General features: G+C 69.5%; 12 protein-coding genes, 1 tRNA gene and 1 pseudogene. 7 read left to right on the forward strand and 7 right to left on the reverse strand.

Annotated features, from left to right (window positions below; translation table 11 throughout):
- Window positions 1-22: 22 nt before the first annotated feature.
- From ABD108_RS02175 to ABD108_RS02190, 4 genes are read right to left on the reverse strand one after another with little or no spacing between them, the layout of a single operon-like run.
- Window positions 23-526 carry an Rv3103c transmembrane domain-containing protein gene (locus tag ABD108_RS02175; RefSeq protein ID WP_343929116.1) on the reverse strand — a complete coding sequence of 168 codons (504 nt, stop codon included), beginning with the start codon at window positions 524-526 and terminating at the stop codon, window positions 23-25.
- On the reverse strand, window positions 523-1452 hold the full coding sequence (locus ABD108_RS02180; protein ID WP_343929117.1) for a mechanosensitive ion channel family protein: 930 nt from the start codon (window positions 1450-1452) through the stop codon (window positions 523-525). Before ABD108_RS02180 ends, ABD108_RS02175 begins: the two co-directional genes overlap by 4 nt.
- A complete protein-coding gene (gene prfB, locus ABD108_RS02185) occupies window positions 1442-2557 on the reverse strand; it encodes a peptide chain release factor 2 (protein WP_220656167.1) in 1116 nt (371 codons plus the stop codon). The genes ABD108_RS02180 and prfB overlap by 11 nt, the downstream gene beginning before the upstream one ends.
- Window positions 2558-2559: 2 nt before the next feature.
- Window positions 2560-2952, reverse strand: coding sequence for a hypothetical protein (locus ABD108_RS02190; RefSeq protein ID WP_220656168.1), 393 nt, complete (start codon window positions 2950-2952; stop codon window positions 2560-2562).
- A gap of 79 nt (window positions 2953-3031) precedes the next feature.
- Between ABD108_RS02190 and hisN the strand changes: the two genes are divergently transcribed.
- From hisN to ABD108_RS02225, 7 genes and pseudogenes are all read left to right on the forward strand, one after another.
- Window positions 3032-3829 (forward strand): histidinol-phosphatase, encoded by a 798-nt coding sequence (gene hisN / locus ABD108_RS02195; protein ID WP_220656169.1) that lies wholly within the window; start codon window positions 3032-3034, stop codon window positions 3827-3829.
- 134 nt (window positions 3830-3963) lie between these two features.
- Window positions 3964-5340, forward strand: a complete 1377-nt coding sequence (locus ABD108_RS02200) for an acyl-CoA dehydrogenase family protein (protein WP_220656170.1) — start codon at window positions 3964-3966, stop codon at window positions 5338-5340.
- A gap of 33 nt (window positions 5341-5373) precedes the next feature.
- Window positions 5374-6612: an acyl-CoA dehydrogenase family protein gene (locus ABD108_RS02205; RefSeq protein ID WP_220656171.1), complete on the forward strand. Its 1239-nt coding sequence runs from the start codon at window positions 5374-5376 to the stop codon at window positions 6610-6612.
- Between the two features lie 93 nt (window positions 6613-6705).
- Window positions 6706-8068: pseudogene (locus ABD108_RS02210) on the forward strand (cryptochrome/photolyase family protein).
- Window positions 8069-8153: 85 nt separating this feature from the next.
- The gene (locus tag ABD108_RS02215) at window positions 8154-9308 is read left to right on the forward strand and encodes a sensor histidine kinase (RefSeq protein WP_343929118.1); all 1155 of its coding nucleotides are present in this window, start codon (window positions 8154-8156) and stop codon (window positions 9306-9308) included.
- A gap of 52 nt (window positions 9309-9360) precedes the next feature.
- The gene (locus ABD108_RS02220) at window positions 9361-10014 is read left to right on the forward strand and encodes a response regulator (RefSeq protein ID WP_220656174.1); all 654 of its coding nucleotides are present in this window, start codon (window positions 9361-9363) and stop codon (window positions 10012-10014) included.
- Window positions 10015-10176: 162 nt separating this feature from the next.
- Window positions 10177-13662 (forward strand): tRNA-guanine transglycosylase, encoded by a 3486-nt coding sequence (locus ABD108_RS02225; protein ID WP_343929119.1) that lies wholly within the window; start codon window positions 10177-10179, stop codon window positions 13660-13662.
- A 257-nt stretch (window positions 13663-13919) separates the two neighbouring features.
- On the opposite strand, the gene ABD108_RS02230 is transcribed toward ABD108_RS02225, so the two are convergent.
- The 3 genes from ABD108_RS02230 to ABD108_RS02240 form a co-directional block, all read right to left on the reverse strand.
- Complete coding sequence (locus ABD108_RS02230) at window positions 13920-14402, reverse strand: sugar O-acetyltransferase (RefSeq protein ID WP_343929687.1); 483 nt, start codon at window positions 14400-14402, stop codon at window positions 13920-13922.
- Window positions 14403-14502: 100 nt separating this feature from the next.
- Window positions 14503-14576 (reverse strand) — tRNA-Met (locus ABD108_RS02235).
- Between the two features lie 111 nt (window positions 14577-14687).
- Entirely contained in the window at window positions 14688-17639 is a 2952-nt protein-coding gene (locus tag ABD108_RS02240; protein WP_305111954.1) for a UPF0182 family membrane protein, read from the reverse strand.
- Between the last annotated feature and the right edge of the window lie 51 nt (window positions 17640-17690).

Raw genomic sequence — 17690 nt, forward strand, 5'->3', positions numbered from 1 at the left:
CCCAGTGTACTGACGCCCCGGCCTAACCCGGTGCAACTGTCGTTGTCGGTGCGCCGCCGGGCGCTGTAGTGCCGGTTTCCGACCCTCCCGGCTGCGGCACCGTGGGGGCGGTCGGGCTCGGGATGGTCACCGTCGTGGTGCCCGACGGGACCTGTCCGCTCGCCGTCGGCTGCCCGGGGCGGGGCGCAGCGCTGCCCGATACGGACGGCCCGGACGACGGTGCGCCGGACGATCCCGAGGGCGTCGTGGACGGCATGGTCGTCGAACTGGGCGGCCGAGTGAGCGTGGTGGTACCGGACACCCAGGGCTGATTGGCCGCGGGCGGCGTCGTCTCCGTCGGTCCGGCGGTCGGGCCGTACCTGCGCTCCTCCTGCGGCACGAACTGCTGCCGCAGGTCCTGGTACCAGGCCATCAGCACCACGAACAGCACGACCAGGATCGCGGTGCTGGTGCGGATGCGGGTGCCGCGGATGTACTTCGGCAGTCGATCCCAGAGGGGTGGGGAGACGGGCTTGTCGTCGGTCATGTGGCCGCCTTGTCGTCACTCTGGGCGGTCTCGGTCCGCGGGTCGACGGTGTCGGTGCGCGGATCGACCGAGATGCCGGCGGTGGCGAGGCTGCGCACGATGCGTTCGCGCAGGTTGCGGCCCACCTCGAACTGCTTACCCGGGAGGGTGCGCGCCACCATCCGCATGTTCACCTGGTCGAGGTCGATCGATTCGACGCCCATCACGCTGGGCTCGTCGAGCAGCAGCGTGGACATGTACGGGTCCTGGTACGCCCGCTCCCCCACGGTGTGCAGGAGCGCGTTCACCTTGCCGATGTCCACGGTGGTGGGCAGCGGGATGTCGACGACGGCGCGGGCCCAGTCCTTCGACAGGTTGGTGGCCTTGACCACCTGCCCGTTCGGGACGGTGATCACCTCGCCGTCGGTGTTGCGGAGCTTGGTGACGCGCAGGGTGACGTCCTCGACGGTGCCCTCCGCCGTCGAGCCGCCGGTCAGCGTGAGCGAGACGACGTCGCCGAAGCCGTACTGCCGCTCGGTGATCAGGAAGAACCCGGCCAGTAGGTCCTGCACCACGCGCTGCGCGCCGAAGCCCAGCGCCGCACCGATCACGGTGGCGGGTGCGACCAGCGCGGTGATCGGGACGCCCAGCGCCACGATGATCTGGTAGCCGGCGAACAGGTAGATCGCGGCGATGGCCACCCAGCTGATCACCTGGATCACGGCGTGCTGGTGCTTCGCCGACTCCGAGCGCACCAGCGAATCGCTGTTCTTGAACTCGGCGTCGATCCGGCGGGTGACGCGCGCGGAGGCCCAGTTGACGAACCGGTTGGCCAGGACGGCGGCGATCGACCAGAGGGCGATCGGCAGCACCCGCTCGAACATCAGCAGTCGCCACCCCGTCGTATCGAACGAGGTGAACGAGAGTGCGAGCGTGCTACTCGTCATCGCCGCGCATCCGCCAGCGGATGCCGGCCTCGATGAAGCCGTCCAGGTCACCGTCGAGCACGGCCGACGGGTTGTTGACCTCGTAGTTCGTCCGCAGGTCCTTGACCATCTGGTACGGATGCAGCACGTAGGAGCGCATCTGATTGCCCCACGACGCGCCCTCGTTGGTCTTGAGCGCGTCCATCTGGGCCCGCTCCTCCTGGCGCTTGCGCTCCAGCAGCTTGGCCTGCAGCACCTTCATGGCGGAGACCTTGTTCTGCAGCTGGCTCTTCTCGTTCTGACAGGTGACCACGATGCCGGTCGGGATGTGCGTGAGGCGGACCGCGGAGTCGGTGGTGTTGACCGACTGGCCGCCCGGGCCGGACGAGCGGTACACGTCCACCCGCACCTCGTTCTCGTCGACGTCGATGTGGTCGGTGGTCTCCACCACGGGCAGCACCTCGACCTCGGCGAAGGAGGTCTGGCGGCGGCCCTGGTTGTCGAACGGGCTGATCCGCACGAGGCGGTGGGTGCCCATCTCCACGGAGAGGGTGCCGTAGGCGTAGTCGGTCTTCACGGCGAAGGTCGCGGACTTCAGGCCCGCCTCCTCGGCGTAGCTGGTGTCGTAGACCTCCACGCCGTAGCCGTGCTTCTCGGCCCAGCGGATGTACATGCGCATGAGCATCTCGGCCCAGTCCGCAGCGTCCACACCACCGGCGCCGGAGCGGATGTTGATCAGCGCGTCGCGGCTGTCGTACTCGCCCGAGAGCATGGTCTTGACTTCCATCGCCTCGATCTCGGTGCGCAGCTTCGCGCGATCGGCGTCGGCGTCCTCCAGGGCGGCGGCCAGGTCGTCGCCCTCCTCGGCCTCGGCGAGCTCATAGAGCACCGGCAGATCGTCGAGCCGCTGCCGCAGGTCGGTGACCCGGCGCAGCTCGGACTGGGCGTGCGAGAGCTGGCTGGTGACCTGCTGGGCATTGGCCTGGTCGTTCCACAGCTCCGGATCCGAGGCCTTGTGCTCCAGCTCGTCGACGCGGCGGCGCAGCTCGTCGAGGTCGATCACCTTCTCCACCGTCTGGAGGGTGGTCTCGAGGCTCTCGATGTCTGCGATCACGTCAGGTTGCACAGTTATCCAGGATACTGCTCGGGCGGCCCGGCGGAGTCCGGCGGCGGGGTAAGGCTGCCGAGCTGCCAGGAGCTGTCGACCTTGCCCACCTTGTAGTAGACGGGCCACTGGTCACCCACCTCGGGCCAGCGCTGCGAGAAGTCCACCACGAGTTGCCGGTACACGGCGGTGGGTGCGGTGGTGGGGCCGGCGATGCTGCCGGACACGGTGACGAAGGCCTGTCCCTTCTGATCCGCCTCCAGGGGCCGCGGGCTGACGCCGCTGAGGGTGAGGACGCCGTCCTCGAGGCCCGGGCCGGCGGGGGCGGTGCCCACCGCCGTCTTCTTCGAGCGCTGCCAACCGATGATCAGCGCGGCGACCACCACGGCCAGGAACGCGATCCAGATGAACTCCATGATGTCCAGATTACCGACGGTGGGCACTGCTGTGGGGCGTGCGACGAACCGGGGCCGCGGGCTCGATTACCGTGCAGCTATGTCGAGCGCACCGTCGAACCCGAATCCCGACCTCCAGCTGGCCCTGAGCCTCGCCGATGCCGCGGACGAGCTGACCATGGCGCGGTTCGGCGCGCTGGACCTGAAGGTGGACGCCAAGCCGGACCTGACCCCGGTCTCCGATGCCGATCTCGCCACCGAGACCCTGATCCGCGAGCGTCTGGCCGCCGAGCGCCCCGGCGATGCGGTACTCGGCGAGGAGTTCGGCGGCGAGCCCGTCTTCTCCGGGCGGCAGTGGGTGCTCGATCCGATCGACGGCACCAAGAACTTCGTCCGTGCGGTCCCGGTGTGGTCCACGCTCATCGCGCTGTTAGAGGACGGCGTGCCCACAGTGGGCGTGGTCTCGGCGCCCGCGCTGCGCCGCCGCTGGTTCGCCTCGGCCGGCTCGGGTGCGTTCGTCCAGTTCGACGGTGGCGAGCCGGTGCGGATCTCGGTCTCGGCGGTCCGGGAGATCGCGGACGCGAGCATCTCCTTCTCCGACCTGTCGTATTTCGCGGACCGCGCCGGGCGCGACCGTTTCCTGGCCCTGGCCGATGATGCCTGGCGGCTGCGGGGCTACGGCGACTTCTGGAGCTACTGCCTGGTGGCCGAGGGATCGGTGGACGTCGCCGTGGAACCCGAAGTCTCCCTGTGGGATCTGGCCGCGGTGGAGATCCTGGTGCGCGAGGCCGGCGGCCTGTTCACGGGCACCGACGGTACGCCCGGGCCGCACGCGGGGTCCGCCGTCGCGGCCAACCCCGCGCTGCATCCCCAGGTGCTCGCGCGTCTCACCCCCTGACACAACGAGACACATTTCGTCCCACCTCTTGGCACCGATCTTACTGCGGAGTAAGGTCGCTCCTGACTCAAGAGTAAGTTGGCGATCGACGGGCCCGGAATCTCTCCGCGCAGCGAGGTCGCCACGACGACAAGATGGTGGAGATGAGCACGTCAACCGACCCCCGGGACACCAGCGCCGTCGGGAAGAACCCGATCCGGCGGAACCCGACCGGACAGCTGATCCGCGCCCTGATGGCCGTGGTCCAGACCCCGTTCGTGCAGAACCGCGGCCTCCAGGGCCTCGTGAACCGCGTCGCCTACGAGGGCACCAAGACCGGCTTCAAGGCACTCGGCGCCGCCAACCGCACCTTCCAGGTGGTCACCAGCACCGGCAAGCCCAAGCGCCTCGGCTCCTCGTCGAAGTCGAACTACGACCTCACGCCCGACGATGAGCAGAAGATGATCGTGGACACGGTCAAGGACTTCGCCGCCGAGATCATCCGTCCCGCGGCCTTCGAGGCCGATGCGGCCACCGCCGCCCCGGATTCGCTCCTCGAGCGCGCCACCGAGCTGGGCATCACAATGATCAACGTGCCGGAGGAGCTCGACGGTGCCGGCAGCGACCGCGGTGCCGTGACCAACGCCCTGGTCGCGGAGGCACTCGCCTACGGCGATATGGGCCTCGCACTGCCGATCCTGGCTCCGAGCGGCGTGGCGGTCACGCTGGCGCAGTACGGCTCCGACGGCCAGCAGCAGACCTACCTCAAGGAGTACGCGGGCGAGCAGGTGCCGCAGTCCTCCGTGGTGATCGCCGAGCCGGGTGCGCTGTTCGACCCGTTCGCGCTGTCCACCAAGGCCACTCGCACCTCGGGCGGCTACGTGCTGACCGGCGTGAAGTCGCTGGTCCCCCAGGCCGCCACCGCCGAGCTCTTCGTGGTGGGCGCCGAGCTGGACGGCAAGCCCGCCCTGTTCATCGTGGAGTCCGGCACCAACGGCGTGATCGTCGAGGGCGATCCCAGCATGGGCCTGCGCGCCGCCGCACTGGGCCGGCTGAACCTCAACAACGTCAAGGTCCCGTCGACAGCACTGCTGGGTGAGGTCGACCTCGACACCGCCGTGCAGAACTACACCGACGTGGTGCGCCTGGCCCGCCTCGGCTGGTCAGCGCTGGCGCTGGGCACCTCGCGCGCCGTGCTCGACTACGTGACCCCGTACGTCAAGGAGCGCGAGGCCTTCGGTGAGCCGATCGCGCACCGTCAGGCCGTGGCCTTCGCGGTGGCCGATATGGCGACCGAGGTGGACGGCCTGGAGCTGCTGGTGTGGCGCGGCGCCTCGCGCGCCGAGCAGGGCCTCTCGTTCGGCCGGGAGGCCGCGCTGGCACGGAAGTTCGCCACCGACAAGGGCATGCGCATCGGCCTCGACGGTGTGCAGCTGCTCGGCGGCCACGGCTTCACCAAGGAGCATCCGGTGGAGCGCTGGTACCGCGACCTGCGCGGTGTGGGCATCGCCGAGGGCGTCGTCGTCCTCTAGGCCAATCGACTTCTGACAGACGAAAGAACCATCATGGCAATCAATCTGGAACTTCCCAAGAAGCTGAAGGCGTCGGCCGAGATGTCGCACCAGGGTGCGGCCGAGATCTTCCGCCCCATCTCGCGCAAGTACGACCTCGCCGAGCACGAGTACCCCAAGGAGCTCGACACCATCGCGGCGCTGTACGACGGGCTGGCCGACGCCGGCCAGGCACCGTCGGCGGCGAGCGGCGACCGCAAGAAGGGTGAGGGCGACGAGGCCCCCAAGCCCGAGCCCGAACTGCCGCTGGGCACCCGCAACGGCGGCACCATGGAATCGATCATCAACGCGATCGAGATGTGCTGGGGCGATGCGGGCCTCATGCTCGCCTTCCCGTACCAGGGCCTCGGTAACGCCGCGATCGCCGCGGTGGCCACCGACGAGCAGCTGGAGCGCTTCGGCAAGGTGTGGGCGTCGATGGCGATCACCGAGCCCTCCTTCGGCTCGGACTCGGCGGCCGTGACCGCCACCGCCACCCGCGACGGCGACGAGTGGGTCCTCAACGGCACCAAGATCTTCGTCACCTCGGGCTCGCGCGCCGACCACATCGTGGTGTGGGCGACGGTGGACAAGAGCGCGGGCCGCGCGGCGATCAAGTCCTTCGTGGTGCCGCGCGAGCACCCGGGCGTCACCGTGGCGCGCCTCGAGCACAAGCTGGGCATCCGTGCCTCCGATACCGCGGAGATCCGGTTCGAGGACTGCCGCATCCCCTTCGAGAACATCCTCGGCAGCCCCGAGGTGAACGTCGAGAAGGGTTTCGCGGGGGTCATGCAGACCTTCGACAACACCCGCCCCCTGGTGGCCGCCATGGCCATCGGTGTGGCGCGGGCGTCGCTCGAGGAACTGCGCACCGTTCTCGAGGACGCCGGCATCACCATCGATTACGACGCCCCGGTGAACACGGTCCCGCACGCGGCAGCCGAGTTCATCCGCCTGGAGTCCGATTGGGAGGCCGCCTACCAGCTGACGCTGAAGTCGGGCTGGATGGCCGATAACAAGATCCCCAACTCGAAGAACGCGTCGATGGCCAAGGCCAAGGCCGGCCGGGTGGGATCGGATGTCACCCTCAAGGCCGTGGAACTCGCGGGGGCGCTGGGCTACTCGGAGCGCACCCTGCTGGAGAAGTGGGCGCGCGATTCGAAGATCCTGGACATCTTCGAGGGCACCCAGCAGATCCAGCAGTTGATCATCGCCCGCCGCCACTTGGATCTGAACAGCTCGCAGCTGAAGTAGACCGGGGTGGAGGACCTACGGGGCGTCGCCGGATGGCGGCGCCCCGTTCGTCGTCGGTAGCGTGGCCGTCATGCGCACACGGAACTCGACCCGATGACGGTGCTCTGGTGGGCCCGACGCGACCTGCGACTGCGCGACAATCCCGCGCTGTGCGCCGCGGCCGCGGACGGCCCGGTGGTCCCCCTGGTCGTGATCGACCCCGCCCTCTTCGGCGACGGTGCCCGCCCACGCGACGCCTGGTACGCCGCCTCGGTCCTCGCACTCGACGAGCAGCTGGACGGCGGCCTGCACCTGCGGACCGGCACCCCCGCCGACGCGGTCCTCGATGCCGCCCGGGAGGCCGGAGCCACCGCGGTGCACGTGAGCCGGGAGACCACCCCGTTCGGGCGGCGCCGCGATGCCGCCGTGCGGTCCCGGCTGGCCGAGCACGGCATCGACTGGGTGGAGACCGGGTCGCCGTACGCGGTGACTCCGGGCCGGGTGACCAAGGCCGACGGCAGCCCCTACCGCGTCTTCGGCGCCTTCCAGCGCGCCTGGCACGAGCACCGGTGGCCGGCGCCCGCGCGGCCCGGGACTCCGCTGCGCTGGGCAGCGCCCGCCGGCGCCGCGGAGCCGGTGCGGCGATCGCTGCGAGAGGCGGTGGACGCCTGCACGGTGGCCCCTCCCACCCGCGGGTGAGGACGCCGCCGCGCGATCCTGGGACCGCTTCCGCGCGGACGACCTGCCGCGCTACGCCGACGACCGCGACCGCCCGGATCTGGACACCTCGTCGCGCCTGTCGCCCTATCTCAAGGTGGGAGCGGTACATCCGCGCACGCTACTCGCGGACCTGCGGGACACCGGCGGCGAGGGCGCCGCGAAGTTCGTCTCCGAGCTGTGCTGGCGCGAGTTCTACGCCGATGTCCTGCACCACCATCCGCGGTCGCTGCGCCACGATCTGACCGATGCCCTCGCCGGGCTGGAGTACGACGCCCCGGGTGACGACTTCGCCGCCTGGCAGCGGGGCGAGACCGGCTTCCCCCTGGTCGACGCCGGCATGCGACAGCTGCGCGCCGAGGGCTGGATGCACAACCGGGTGCGGATGGTGGTGGCGAGCTTCCTCGGCAAGGACCTGCACCACTGGTGGCCGCACGGCGCAGCGCATTTCCTCGATCTGTTGATCGACGGCGATCCGGCGTCGAACGCCCACGGCTGGCAGTGGGTGTCGGGCACCGGCACCGATGCCGCACCCTACTTCCGGGTGTTCAACCCCACCGCGCAGGCGGAGAAGTTCGATCCGCGGGGCGATTACGTGCGCCGCTACGTGCCGGAGCTGCGCCACCTGGACGGCTCCGCGGCCCTGCACCCGTGGAAGCATCCGGACGGGTACGCGCACGGCTATCCCACCCGCATCGTCGACCATGCGCAGGAACGCGAGGAGACGCTGCTGCGGTACCGCAGGGCCCGCGGGAAGTAACGCGACGAAAGTCGTACGCCGCGGGCGCATCGCCGCGACCTTCGGGGCATGCCCCGCGCTCGGGTCGCGCAGTACCGTGATCGGCATGGGTATGAGCGTCTCGACGCAGCGGCTGCAGCGGTGGTGGACCGCCCCCGCCCTGCGAGACGCGGGTTTCGTCGCGCTGTCCGCCGCGGTGGCCGTGGCCATCGCCGTGACGGAATGGCGGACGCGGGGCTCGTTCGCGGGCGCGGTGTACCTCGTACTCGGGTTGGCGGGCTCGATCGCGCTGTGGTGGCGCCGTCGGTGGCCCCTGGAGGTCACCGTGCTCGGCGGCCTGCTGACGGTGGCGATCGGATTCTGCGCCGCCTCCCTGCTGGGCCTGTTCACACTCGCGGTCCGCAGGCGGGACCGGGTCCTGATCTTCGCGACGCTGTTCATCACGGCGTGCATCGGCCTTCCCCACCCGTGGACGAGTGCGTCCTGGGCACCGCGAGACCTGTTGGCCGGAGCGGCCTTCACCGTGGTCTTCGCGCTCTGGGGCTCCTACGTGGGCGCCCGCCGCGACCTGCTGGAATCGCTGCGCGAGCGCGCGATCCGGGCGGAGGAGGAACGTGAGCTGCGCGCCGCGCAGGCGCGGACGGCGGAGCGCTCGCGCATCGCGCGGGAGATGCACGACGTTCTGGCCCACAAGGTCTCGCTGATCGCACTGCAGGCGGGCGCGCTCGAGGTGAACGCGGGAGCCGCCGCGCCGAGGGTCGAGCTCGCCGCCGCCGAAATCCGCAGTACCGCGCACCAGACCCTCGAGGACCTGCGCGGCGTCCTGGGGGTGTTGCGCGGCTCGGAGAGCGAGCCCCTGGTCCCGCAGCCCGGAATCGACGATCTCCCGCGGCTCGTGGAGCAGTCCCGGGTGGCCGGCGCCGAGATCGCGTTGGAGACCGAGCTCGACGGCGGGCAGGTGCCGGACGCCCTGGGCCGCACGGCCTATCGCATCGTCCAGGAGAGCCTGACGAACGTGCGCAAGCACGCCGGGCCGGCCGTGACGGTGGTCGCTGTCCGGTTGGTGCGGCGGGTGCTCTCCGTGGAGGTGACCAACGGCCCGTCCCTGGGCGGGGCCGCACATCCGCTCCCCGGTTCGGGCGCCGGCCTGATCGGCCTCTCGGAGCGGGTGCAACTCGCGGGCGGGTGGATGACCTCCTCCGGCACGCCCGACGGTGGCTGGCGGGTGTACGCCGAACTGCCCGTCCCGGAATCGGACTGATCGGCCTTCCCCGGCCGTGGCAGGATGAAGGCCGATCCTGTCAGGAGGCCGCGTGACCCGCATCGTGATCATCGACGACGACCCGCTCGTGCGTTCCGGACTCCGGATGATCATCGAATCCGCGGAGGATCTGGAGATCGTGGGCGAGGGCGGCGACGGCGACGAGGCGGTCGGCCTGGTGCGCGCCCTGCACCCCGATGTGGTCCTGATGGACATCCGGATGCCCTCCACCGACGGGCTGACCGCAACAGCCGCGGTGCGCGCCGAGCCCTCTCCGCCGCAGGTCATCGTGCTCACCACCTTCGACCTCGACGACTACGTGATGCGCGCCCTGCAGGCCGGGGCCGCGGGCTTCATGCTCAAGGACACCCCACCCCGGCAGTTGCTCGACGGTGTCCGGGTGGTCGCCTCGGGTGAGGCGATGCTCTCCCCCAGCGTCACCCGCAAGCTGATCGACCGGTTCGCCGCCGATCCGCGGGAGGACCGCCGCAAGGCGGCCGTGGACCGCATCGCCGGGCTCACCGACCGAGAGCGTGAGGTCTTCCTCGGCGTGGCCGCCGGTTCGTCCAATGCGCAGATCGGCCGCGAGCTGTTCATGAGCGAGGCCACCGTCAAGACGCACGTCTCCCGCCTCCTGGACAAGCTCGATGCCGCGAACCGGGTGCAGCTCGCGATTCTCGCGCACGACGCCGGCCTCACGAACTGACGCACTCCCCGCCTTCAGTCCCCCTCCGCGGCGGGCGCGGTACGACTTTCGTATGACCCCGGCTGGCGAGTGCCGCGACCTTCGTCTACTCCTCCGATAACGCTCGTCCACAACCTCTTTCAGCGTGCCCATCCGCGCTTCGGAGCGGGCCACACTGGGAGCATGGCATCGTTTCTGTACAAGGTCGGCAGCTTCTGCTACCGCAAGTGGTGGATGGTCCTCTCGCTGTGGATCGTCGCGCTCGTGGGCATCGGGATCGCGGGATCATCACTGTCGGAACCCTTCAAGGACGATTTCAACCTGCCCGGCAGCCAGGCGGTGAAGGCGCAGGAGGTACTGCAGAAGAACTTCCCGCAGACCGCCGAGACACAGGCCCCCACCGCCACCGTCGTCTTCCAGTCGAAGGACGGGCAACGCCTCGATCAGGGGCACAACGCCACCGCGATCAACACGGTCGTGGCGAAGCTGCGCGAGGTACCCCAACTCCCCGAGGCCGAGCGCGCCGCGCTCACCAACCCCGCCGTCGGCGCGGCGGCCGCGGAGAACCTCAGCGGTGACGGCCGGGTCGCCCAGCTCCGCCTCACCTTCGACGGCGTCAAGACGGTCTCCCAGGAATCCAAGGACGCGGTCGCCGCGGCGAAGCAGGCGGGTGCCGACGCCGGGCTCACCGTGGAAACGGCGGGCGCGGCGAACGAGCATCCGGCCGAACCGCCCGCCGAAATGATCGGCATCGTCGTGGCGGTCATCGTCATGATCATCACCTTCGCGGCGCTGCTCGCGGCGCTCATGCCACTCGTCTCCGCGCTGATCGGCATCGCGCTGTCGACCTCGGTGATCGCGATCGGTACGTCCTTCCTCACGCTGGGCACCTCGACCACCGGACTGTCGATGATGATCGGGCTCGCCGTCGGTATCGACTACTCACTGTTCGTGATCTCGCGATACCGGCAGGAACTGCTGCGCACCGACGACCGGGCGCACGCCGCCGGCCTCGCGGTGGGGACGGCCGGCAGCGCCGTGGTCTTCGCCGGTGCGACGGTGATCATCGCGCTGTGCGGCCTGTCCATCACCGGCATGTCCTTCCTCAGCCAGATGGGGCTCGGCGCCGCGGTGACCGTCGCGCTGGCGGTGCTGGTGGCACTCACGGTGCTGCCCGCGCTGCTCGGTGTGTTCAAGTCCGCGGTCTTCACACCGCGACTTCCCTTTCTGTGGACACCGGATCAGACCGAGCGCCGCCCGATGGGACAGCGCATCGGCGAGCTGCTCACCAAGCGTCCGCTCCCCTTCCTCATCGGCGCCGTCGCGGTACTCGCGGTGGCGGCGATCCCGATCGGCAAGATCGAGCTCGGCCTGGACGTGACCTCGCCCTCGGACAAGGCCGCCACGTCGATTCAGAGCGAGGCCTTCGGCGCGGGCAAGTCCTCCCCGCTCGTCGCGGTGATCGACGATGAGGGCAAGGGCGATCGGAAGGCCGCGGAGACGCGCTTCGCGGACGAGGTGCGCAAGCTCGACGGCCTCGGCCCGGGCGGGATCATCGGACCCGTGCCGAACGCGACCGGCAACGCCTCCCAGTTCATCATCGTCCCGGCCTCCGGGCCGTCGACGAAGCAGACGGCGGACCTGCTCGCGGAGGTCCGCGATCACGCCGACGCCATCGGCACGGCCACCGGGACGTACGTCGGCATCGGCGGTGCGGCGGCGATCAACGCCGACTTCTCCGACGCACTGACCTCCAAGCTGCCCCTGTACCTCATTGTGGTGGTGGGACTGGCGATCATCCTGCTGATGATCGTCTTCCGGTCGGTGATCATCCCGGTGATCGCCTCGCTGGGCTTCCTGCTGTCGATCGCGGCGACCTTCGGTGTGACGGTCGGCTTCTTCCAGGAGGGCTGGCTCGGCTGGATCAGCCCCGAGGAGGGCGGCCCGATCCTGGTGTTCATGCCGATCTTCCTGATCGGCATCGTCTTCGGGCTCGCGATGGACTATCAGGTCTTCCTCGTCAGTCGGATGCGCGAGGAGCACCACCACGGCGCCGAAGCGCAGGAGGCGATCCGCATCGGCTACAGCTCGGGGGCCCGCGTGGTCACCGCAGCGGCGATCATCATGATCTCGGTGTTCGCCGGGTTCACCCTGTCCACGGAGACCTTCCTCAAGCTCATGGGCTTCTCCATGGCCGCGGCGATCGTCTTCGACGCCTTCCTGGTGCGGATGATCATCATGCCCACCACGATGTCGCTCCTGGGCGAGAAGGCCTGGTGGATGCCGCGCTGGCTGGACCGGATCCTGCCCCGGATCGATGTGGAGGGCGATGCGCTGCGCACCGCCGATGCCGATGCGCCCGTCGCGGAGCACGAGACCGAGGAGATCGCGGCGCCCGCACGCGTCGCCGCCGCTGCGCCCCCGGCACCGGCACCGGCACCGGCACCACGCAAACCCGCTCCGGCGCTGCAGGGTTCCCGGAACCAGTCCGTTCTCGACGAGCTCCGCGCCAGCAATCGGGCATTGGTCGCCGAGCTCTCGGAACTGCGCTCGGACTACCGCTCGATCGCCGCGCACACCCGGCTGCAGGCGGGATCCGTCGTCGATCCGGTTCGCTTCGAATCGTCCGGCACCGCGGGCCCCGGGCCCCGCACGGGCACCCTGCACACCCCGCACGGGACCGTCGAGACGCCCGCGTTCGTCGCCCTCGCGCCACTCGCCGCCGCTCCCGGCATCGATCCGGCATCGATCGGATCCGTGGGCGCACAGGCGATCACGGTCGACGGGGTGCTCATCGACCGCACCACCGGCGCCGAACTGATCGACGAGGCGGGCGGATTGCACGGCTTCGCCCGGTGGGACGTCCCGCTGTTCGTGGACGTCTCCGGGGTCGCCGATCCCGCGGCCGCGCTCGCCGCGGCGCACCGGCTCGGCGGCGACATCGCCTTCGGGCCCGCGGGCGCCGCGATCGCCCGGCGCGCACTGGCGGAACACAATTGGCTCAGTTCGACGCGCAGCGCCGGTACCTCGCTGTGGCCCACGCTCGGCTCGGACGCCGACGCCTCTGCCGTTCGCGAGTTGCAGCAGCAGCACGACGAGGACCGCGCCTCCGGCGGTCTGGGATTCGGCGGATACCGCATCCTGGGTGCCGCCGGCACCGCTCCGGCGAGCCTGATCGGCGAACTGGATTCCAGTCGGCCGCGATACCTCAGTGGTGCGCGCGGCCCCGCGGACCTGTTCGCCGCGGTCGACGCCGGAGTCGACCTGGTCGATTCCGCAGCGCCGCTCGAACTCGCGCGGCACGGGATCGTCCTGACCACGACGGGCCCGCTGGCGGTGTCCGCACCGCAGCACCGCGGCGACACCCGCCCGCTCGATCCCGCCCCGGAGGCGTGGCCCGCGCCCGGCACGACTCCGATGCGCGCCTATCTGCACCACCTCTACCGGGTCGACCCGGTAGCCGCGACCGCCATCGCCGCTCGACACAACACCTGGTTTCTCACGACCCTGGTCGCGCGGATGCGGGACGCCCTGATCGCGGGCCGCTACCCGGCGTTCCAGGAGGATTTCCTGGGCCGGTACGGCGCGGCAGCGCCGGGAACCCCGGCACCCCGGCGGATCCCCGCACCGGCGATCCCGGCGCGGACCGATGCGGATTCACACGCCTGAGGGAACCGTCCGGACGGCTGGTGCGTCCAATTGATGGACGTGGAGGGATGACGTCGCAGACGCTGCGTCGGGCTGCGCGTGCGGAGGGGAGGCCGCCGCGCAGTCCGGCGCACCGTCGTTCACCTGTTCGTGACCTACCAGAAGGTGTGACCGCCGACACGTTTTCCCTGTGAGTCGCATCACTTTACGCAGGTCATTGCATGTGCGAAAGTGTGCTGCGTTTCCTCGATCTGACCAGGACCTAAGGGGAATCACAGTCAATCACGGGTCACCACACTGCCCGCCCCGACCACCGTATTGCGGCCGATGCGCACGCCGGGGCACACGATCACTCCCCCGCCGAACCACACGTTGTCGCCGATCACGATCGGCCGGGCGGTCTCCCAGCGGGCGCGGCGCGCGGCGTGGTCGTCGATCGGATGCAGCGCGGTGAGCAGCTGCGTGCGAGGCCCGATGGAGACGTCGTCGCCGATCGTGATCGGTGCACAGTCCATGAGGATCGCGTCGTAGTTCAGGAAGCTGTTGGCTCCGATGGTGATGTTCGTGCCGTAGTCGCATTGGAAGCGCGGCATGATCCACGATCCCTCGCCGATGCCGCCGAGGAGCTCGTGGAGGATCTGGCCGCGTTCGGCGTCGTCATCGGCGGATGTCGCATTGAACCGGTCCAGGAGGCGCCCACAGGCCTTCCGCATGGCCACGAGTTCCGGATCGCCGTCCCGGTAGAGCTCACCACCCAGCATCCGCTGCAGTTCGCTGGTCACCCGCCCGACGATACCCACGGCGCCCAGCATCCCGAGAAACGCGAAGACCCCCGGATTTCTCCGGGGGTCTTCGACCTAGTAGCGGGGACAGGATTTGAACCTGCGACCTCTGGGTTATGAGCCCAGCGAGCTACCGAGCTGCTCCACCCCGCGTTGGGTGAACACCACGTTACTGGAACCTGCTCGCGAAGTGCAAATCGTTTGAACGTGATGCCCGTCTCCCCGGCCGGCGTGCCGATGCGCACGCCGGACCGGGAACCGGAATCAGTTGCCGCCCCGCGACTTCGCCTCGGCGTCCTGCAGCTTCTTGACGGAGTCACCGAGCCGCTGCATGGCCTGGCCCACGGCCACCTGATCGCCGTTGCGCTGCGCGGTGAGCACCGCGCCCCAGGCGTCCGAGACGGCCTTCACGGCGGCCTGGATCTCCGGGGTGTCGCCGCCCGGGACGATCGCGGGAACCGGCGGCGCTCCGGGCCCAGCGGGGGTGCCGCCCGGCACCGTCGCCTCGTTCGGCCCACCGGAGACACCCGGCGCGGCCGCGGCGAGCGCGGTCTCGACGCCGCGGAAACCGGCCTGCGTGAGCGAGGCCGCCACCGTCGGCTGGTAGCCGGCACCGGAGGTGACCGGGTTCAGCGTGAGCACCTTGATCAGCTTCGGCGGAGTGTTCCGCTCGCTGCTCTGCGCGTACATGGGCCACACGTACACCTGGCCGCCGTTCGACAGGCCCAGCGCCTGGAGATTGCCGAACTTCGGGTTGAGCGCGCTGATGTTGGCGTTATCGGCCGTGTACGGCGGCGAACCCTTGATCAGGTCGGCCGCCTGGCTCGGTCCGGGCGTACGACGGGGCATGTCCCGCACGATGATCCGGCCGGCGTCCTCGCCGTCGGAGGACACCGAGACACGCGCCGCCACGTACGGCTGATCACGCGGCTGCAGCAGCGTGGCGAGCTGGAACTGCGTGGCACCGCCGCCCGGGGCCGCGGCCACCGAGTAGTAGGGCGCCTGCAGGCCGTCCTTGTCCGGGGTATCGGCCGGAGCGCCCGCCACCTGCCACACGTCGTTCTGCTGGCGGTAGGTGTTCGGATCGCTGGTGTGGTACTTCTGCAGCAGGAATCGCTGCACCTCGAACAGGTCCTGCGGGTAACGGAAGTGCTGGCGGATCTCCGAGGGCACCGCGTCGCCGTTCTCGATCACGCCGGGGAAGATCTTCTTCCAGGCGTTGAGCACCGGATCGTCGTTGTCCACCTGGTACAGGCGCACCGAACCGTCGTAGGCGTCGACGGTGGCCTTCACCGAGTTCCGGATGTAGCCCACCTTCTCGTCGGGCTGCCGGCGCTGCTGCGGCTGCCCCGGCGCCACCTGCTGGCGCGAGCCCGTAGCGTCCGACAGCGAGGTCTGCTGCGCGTACGGGTACTTCGGCAGCGTGGTGTAACCGTCGACCACCCAGACGATGCGGCCCGACTTCGAATCGACCACCGGGTAGGTCTTGGTGTCGACCGTGAGGAAGGGAGCGATCTGCTTGATCCGGTCGCGCGGATCGCGCTGGTAGATGATCTTGGAGTCCTCGCCGATGTTCGGGTTCAGCAGGATGTTCCGCTCGGTGAACTTGATCGCGTACGCCAGACGCGGCAGCCACGATCCGACGTTCACGCCGCCGTCACCGTCGTACCGGGACTTCGCGGTGTCACTGTCGTACTCGCGCGGCTCGCCCTTGCTGCCGACGATCGAGTAGAAGTTCGGGTCCGACCCGATGATCTCGCCGTAGTAGATGCGGTTCTGCTTGACGGTCTGCTGCTTGCCGACGCCGTCGCGGGTGAACACCGGCTGGCCGCCCGCGGTGTTGTTCACCGCATCGCGATTGCCCTCGGTGACCACCTGATCGACCTCGCCCGCGGGCGCGGTGATGAGGCCGTTGCCGTGGGTGTAGACCATGTGCCGCGACGTCCAGTCCGTGGGCGTCTTATCGGGATTCAGCTCGATCGGCGCCATCAGCACGTTGGTCTGGCGACCGCCCACGTCGTACCGGTCCACCGCCAGCTGATCGGGCAGCTTGTAGTACTCCTTGAGCTGGTTCAGCGTGGAGAAGGCCCGCGAGACCACGTTCGGATCGAGCAGGCGCACGTTCTGCAGCGAGGGCGCGTCCTTCGCCGTCAGCGTCTGCAGCACCTCGTCGGAGACCTTCGCGTCGGTCTTCTCGTACTTGGCGTCGGTGAGCCCGTAGGCCTGTTTCGTGGCCTCGAGGTTGCGCGCGATGTACGGCAGCTCCCGCTCGGTGTTGGGGCCCACGGTGAAGGTCTGTACGGCCTTCGGCCAACCGACACCCACCACCAGCGAGGAGAACAGCATGAGCACCGTGGCGATGGCGGGCACCCGCAGATCGCGCATCACGATGCCGGCGAAGAAGGCGGCGGCGCAGATGATCGCGATGCCCGTGAGGATCGCCTTCGCCGGGAGCATGGCGTTGATGTCGGTGTAGCCGGCACCGGTGAACATGTTCGACCGCTCCGAGTAGACCAGCGCGTACCGGTCGAACCAGTAGGCCACGGCCTTCGCGAGCAGGAAGACGCCGGCGATCGACGCCAGCTGGATACGGGCTCCCCGCGAGAGCGAACCGTCGCGCCCGGCCAGGCGGATACCGCCGAAAACGTACTGCGCCAGGATGTTCGCCAGGAACATCACCACCAGGCCGGCGAAGACGAAACCGAGCACGAACTCGATGAAGGGCAGGGTGAAGGCGTAGAAGCCGATGTCCTTGCCGAACTCGGCGTCGGTGCTGCCGAAGGGCTGCCGGTTGAAGAACAGCAGCACCTCCTTCCAGGACGCCTGCCCGAAGATGCCGCTGATCAATCCCACCAGCAGCGGCGGGACGATCGCGAAGGTCTTCAGCTTGCTGGTGACCACCGCGCGGTAGCGGACCACCGGATCGTCGGTGGACGAGGGCAGGAAGGCGGGGCGCACCCGGTACGCCAGCCACAGCCCGGCGAACGTGAAGGCCGCCATGATCAGGCCCGTGACCAGGAACAAGGCGATCCTGGTGAGCAGCACGGTGCGCAGCACGCCCGCATGTCCGAGGGAGGAGAACCAGAGGAAGCCGGTGTACACATCCACCACTCGGGGCCCGATCAGCAGCAGCGCCAGCAGCGCCACCGCGATCCCGATGAGGATTTTGGCCCGCCTCGACAAGGAGGGGATGCCCGCAGCACGAGGAGTCGTCACGGGCTCCACTGTACGGATTTGACGGAATTGAAGAAGGGGCGGCTCCGGGCC

It is taken from the genome of Tsukamurella strandjordii (assembly GCF_039525985.1).
GTDB lineage: Bacteria > Actinomycetota > Actinomycetes > Mycobacteriales > Mycobacteriaceae > Tsukamurella > Tsukamurella strandjordii.

Excerpts from the sequence above, each read along its gene's own strand:
- hisN (WP_220656169.1), top strand. The coding sequence starts at position 3,032 with ATGTCGAGCGCACCGTCGAACCCGAATCCCGACCTCCAGCTGGCCCTG.
- ABD108_RS02190 (WP_220656168.1), bottom strand. The coding sequence starts at position 2,952 with ATGGAGTTCATCTGGATCGCGTTCCTGGCCGTGGTGGTCGCCGCGCTG.
- ABD108_RS02175 (WP_343929116.1), bottom strand. The coding sequence starts at position 526 with ATGACCGACGACAAGCCCGTCTCCCCACCCCTCTGGGATCGACTGCCG.
- ABD108_RS02230 (WP_343929687.1), bottom strand. The coding sequence starts at position 14,402 with ATGCTGGGTGGTGAGCTCTACCGGGACGGCGATCCGGAACTCGTGGCC.
- ABD108_RS02215 (WP_343929118.1), top strand. The coding sequence starts at position 8,154 with ATGGGTATGAGCGTCTCGACGCAGCGGCTGCAGCGGTGGTGGACCGCC.
- ABD108_RS02225 (WP_343929119.1), top strand. The coding sequence starts at position 10,177 with ATGGCATCGTTTCTGTACAAGGTCGGCAGCTTCTGCTACCGCAAGTGG.
- ABD108_RS02205 (WP_220656171.1), top strand. The coding sequence starts at position 5,374 with ATGGCAATCAATCTGGAACTTCCCAAGAAGCTGAAGGCGTCGGCCGAG.
- ABD108_RS02200 (WP_220656170.1), top strand. The coding sequence starts at position 3,964 with ATGGTGGAGATGAGCACGTCAACCGACCCCCGGGACACCAGCGCCGTC.
- ABD108_RS02180 (WP_343929117.1), bottom strand. The coding sequence starts at position 1,452 with ATGACGAGTAGCACGCTCGCACTCTCGTTCACCTCGTTCGATACGACG.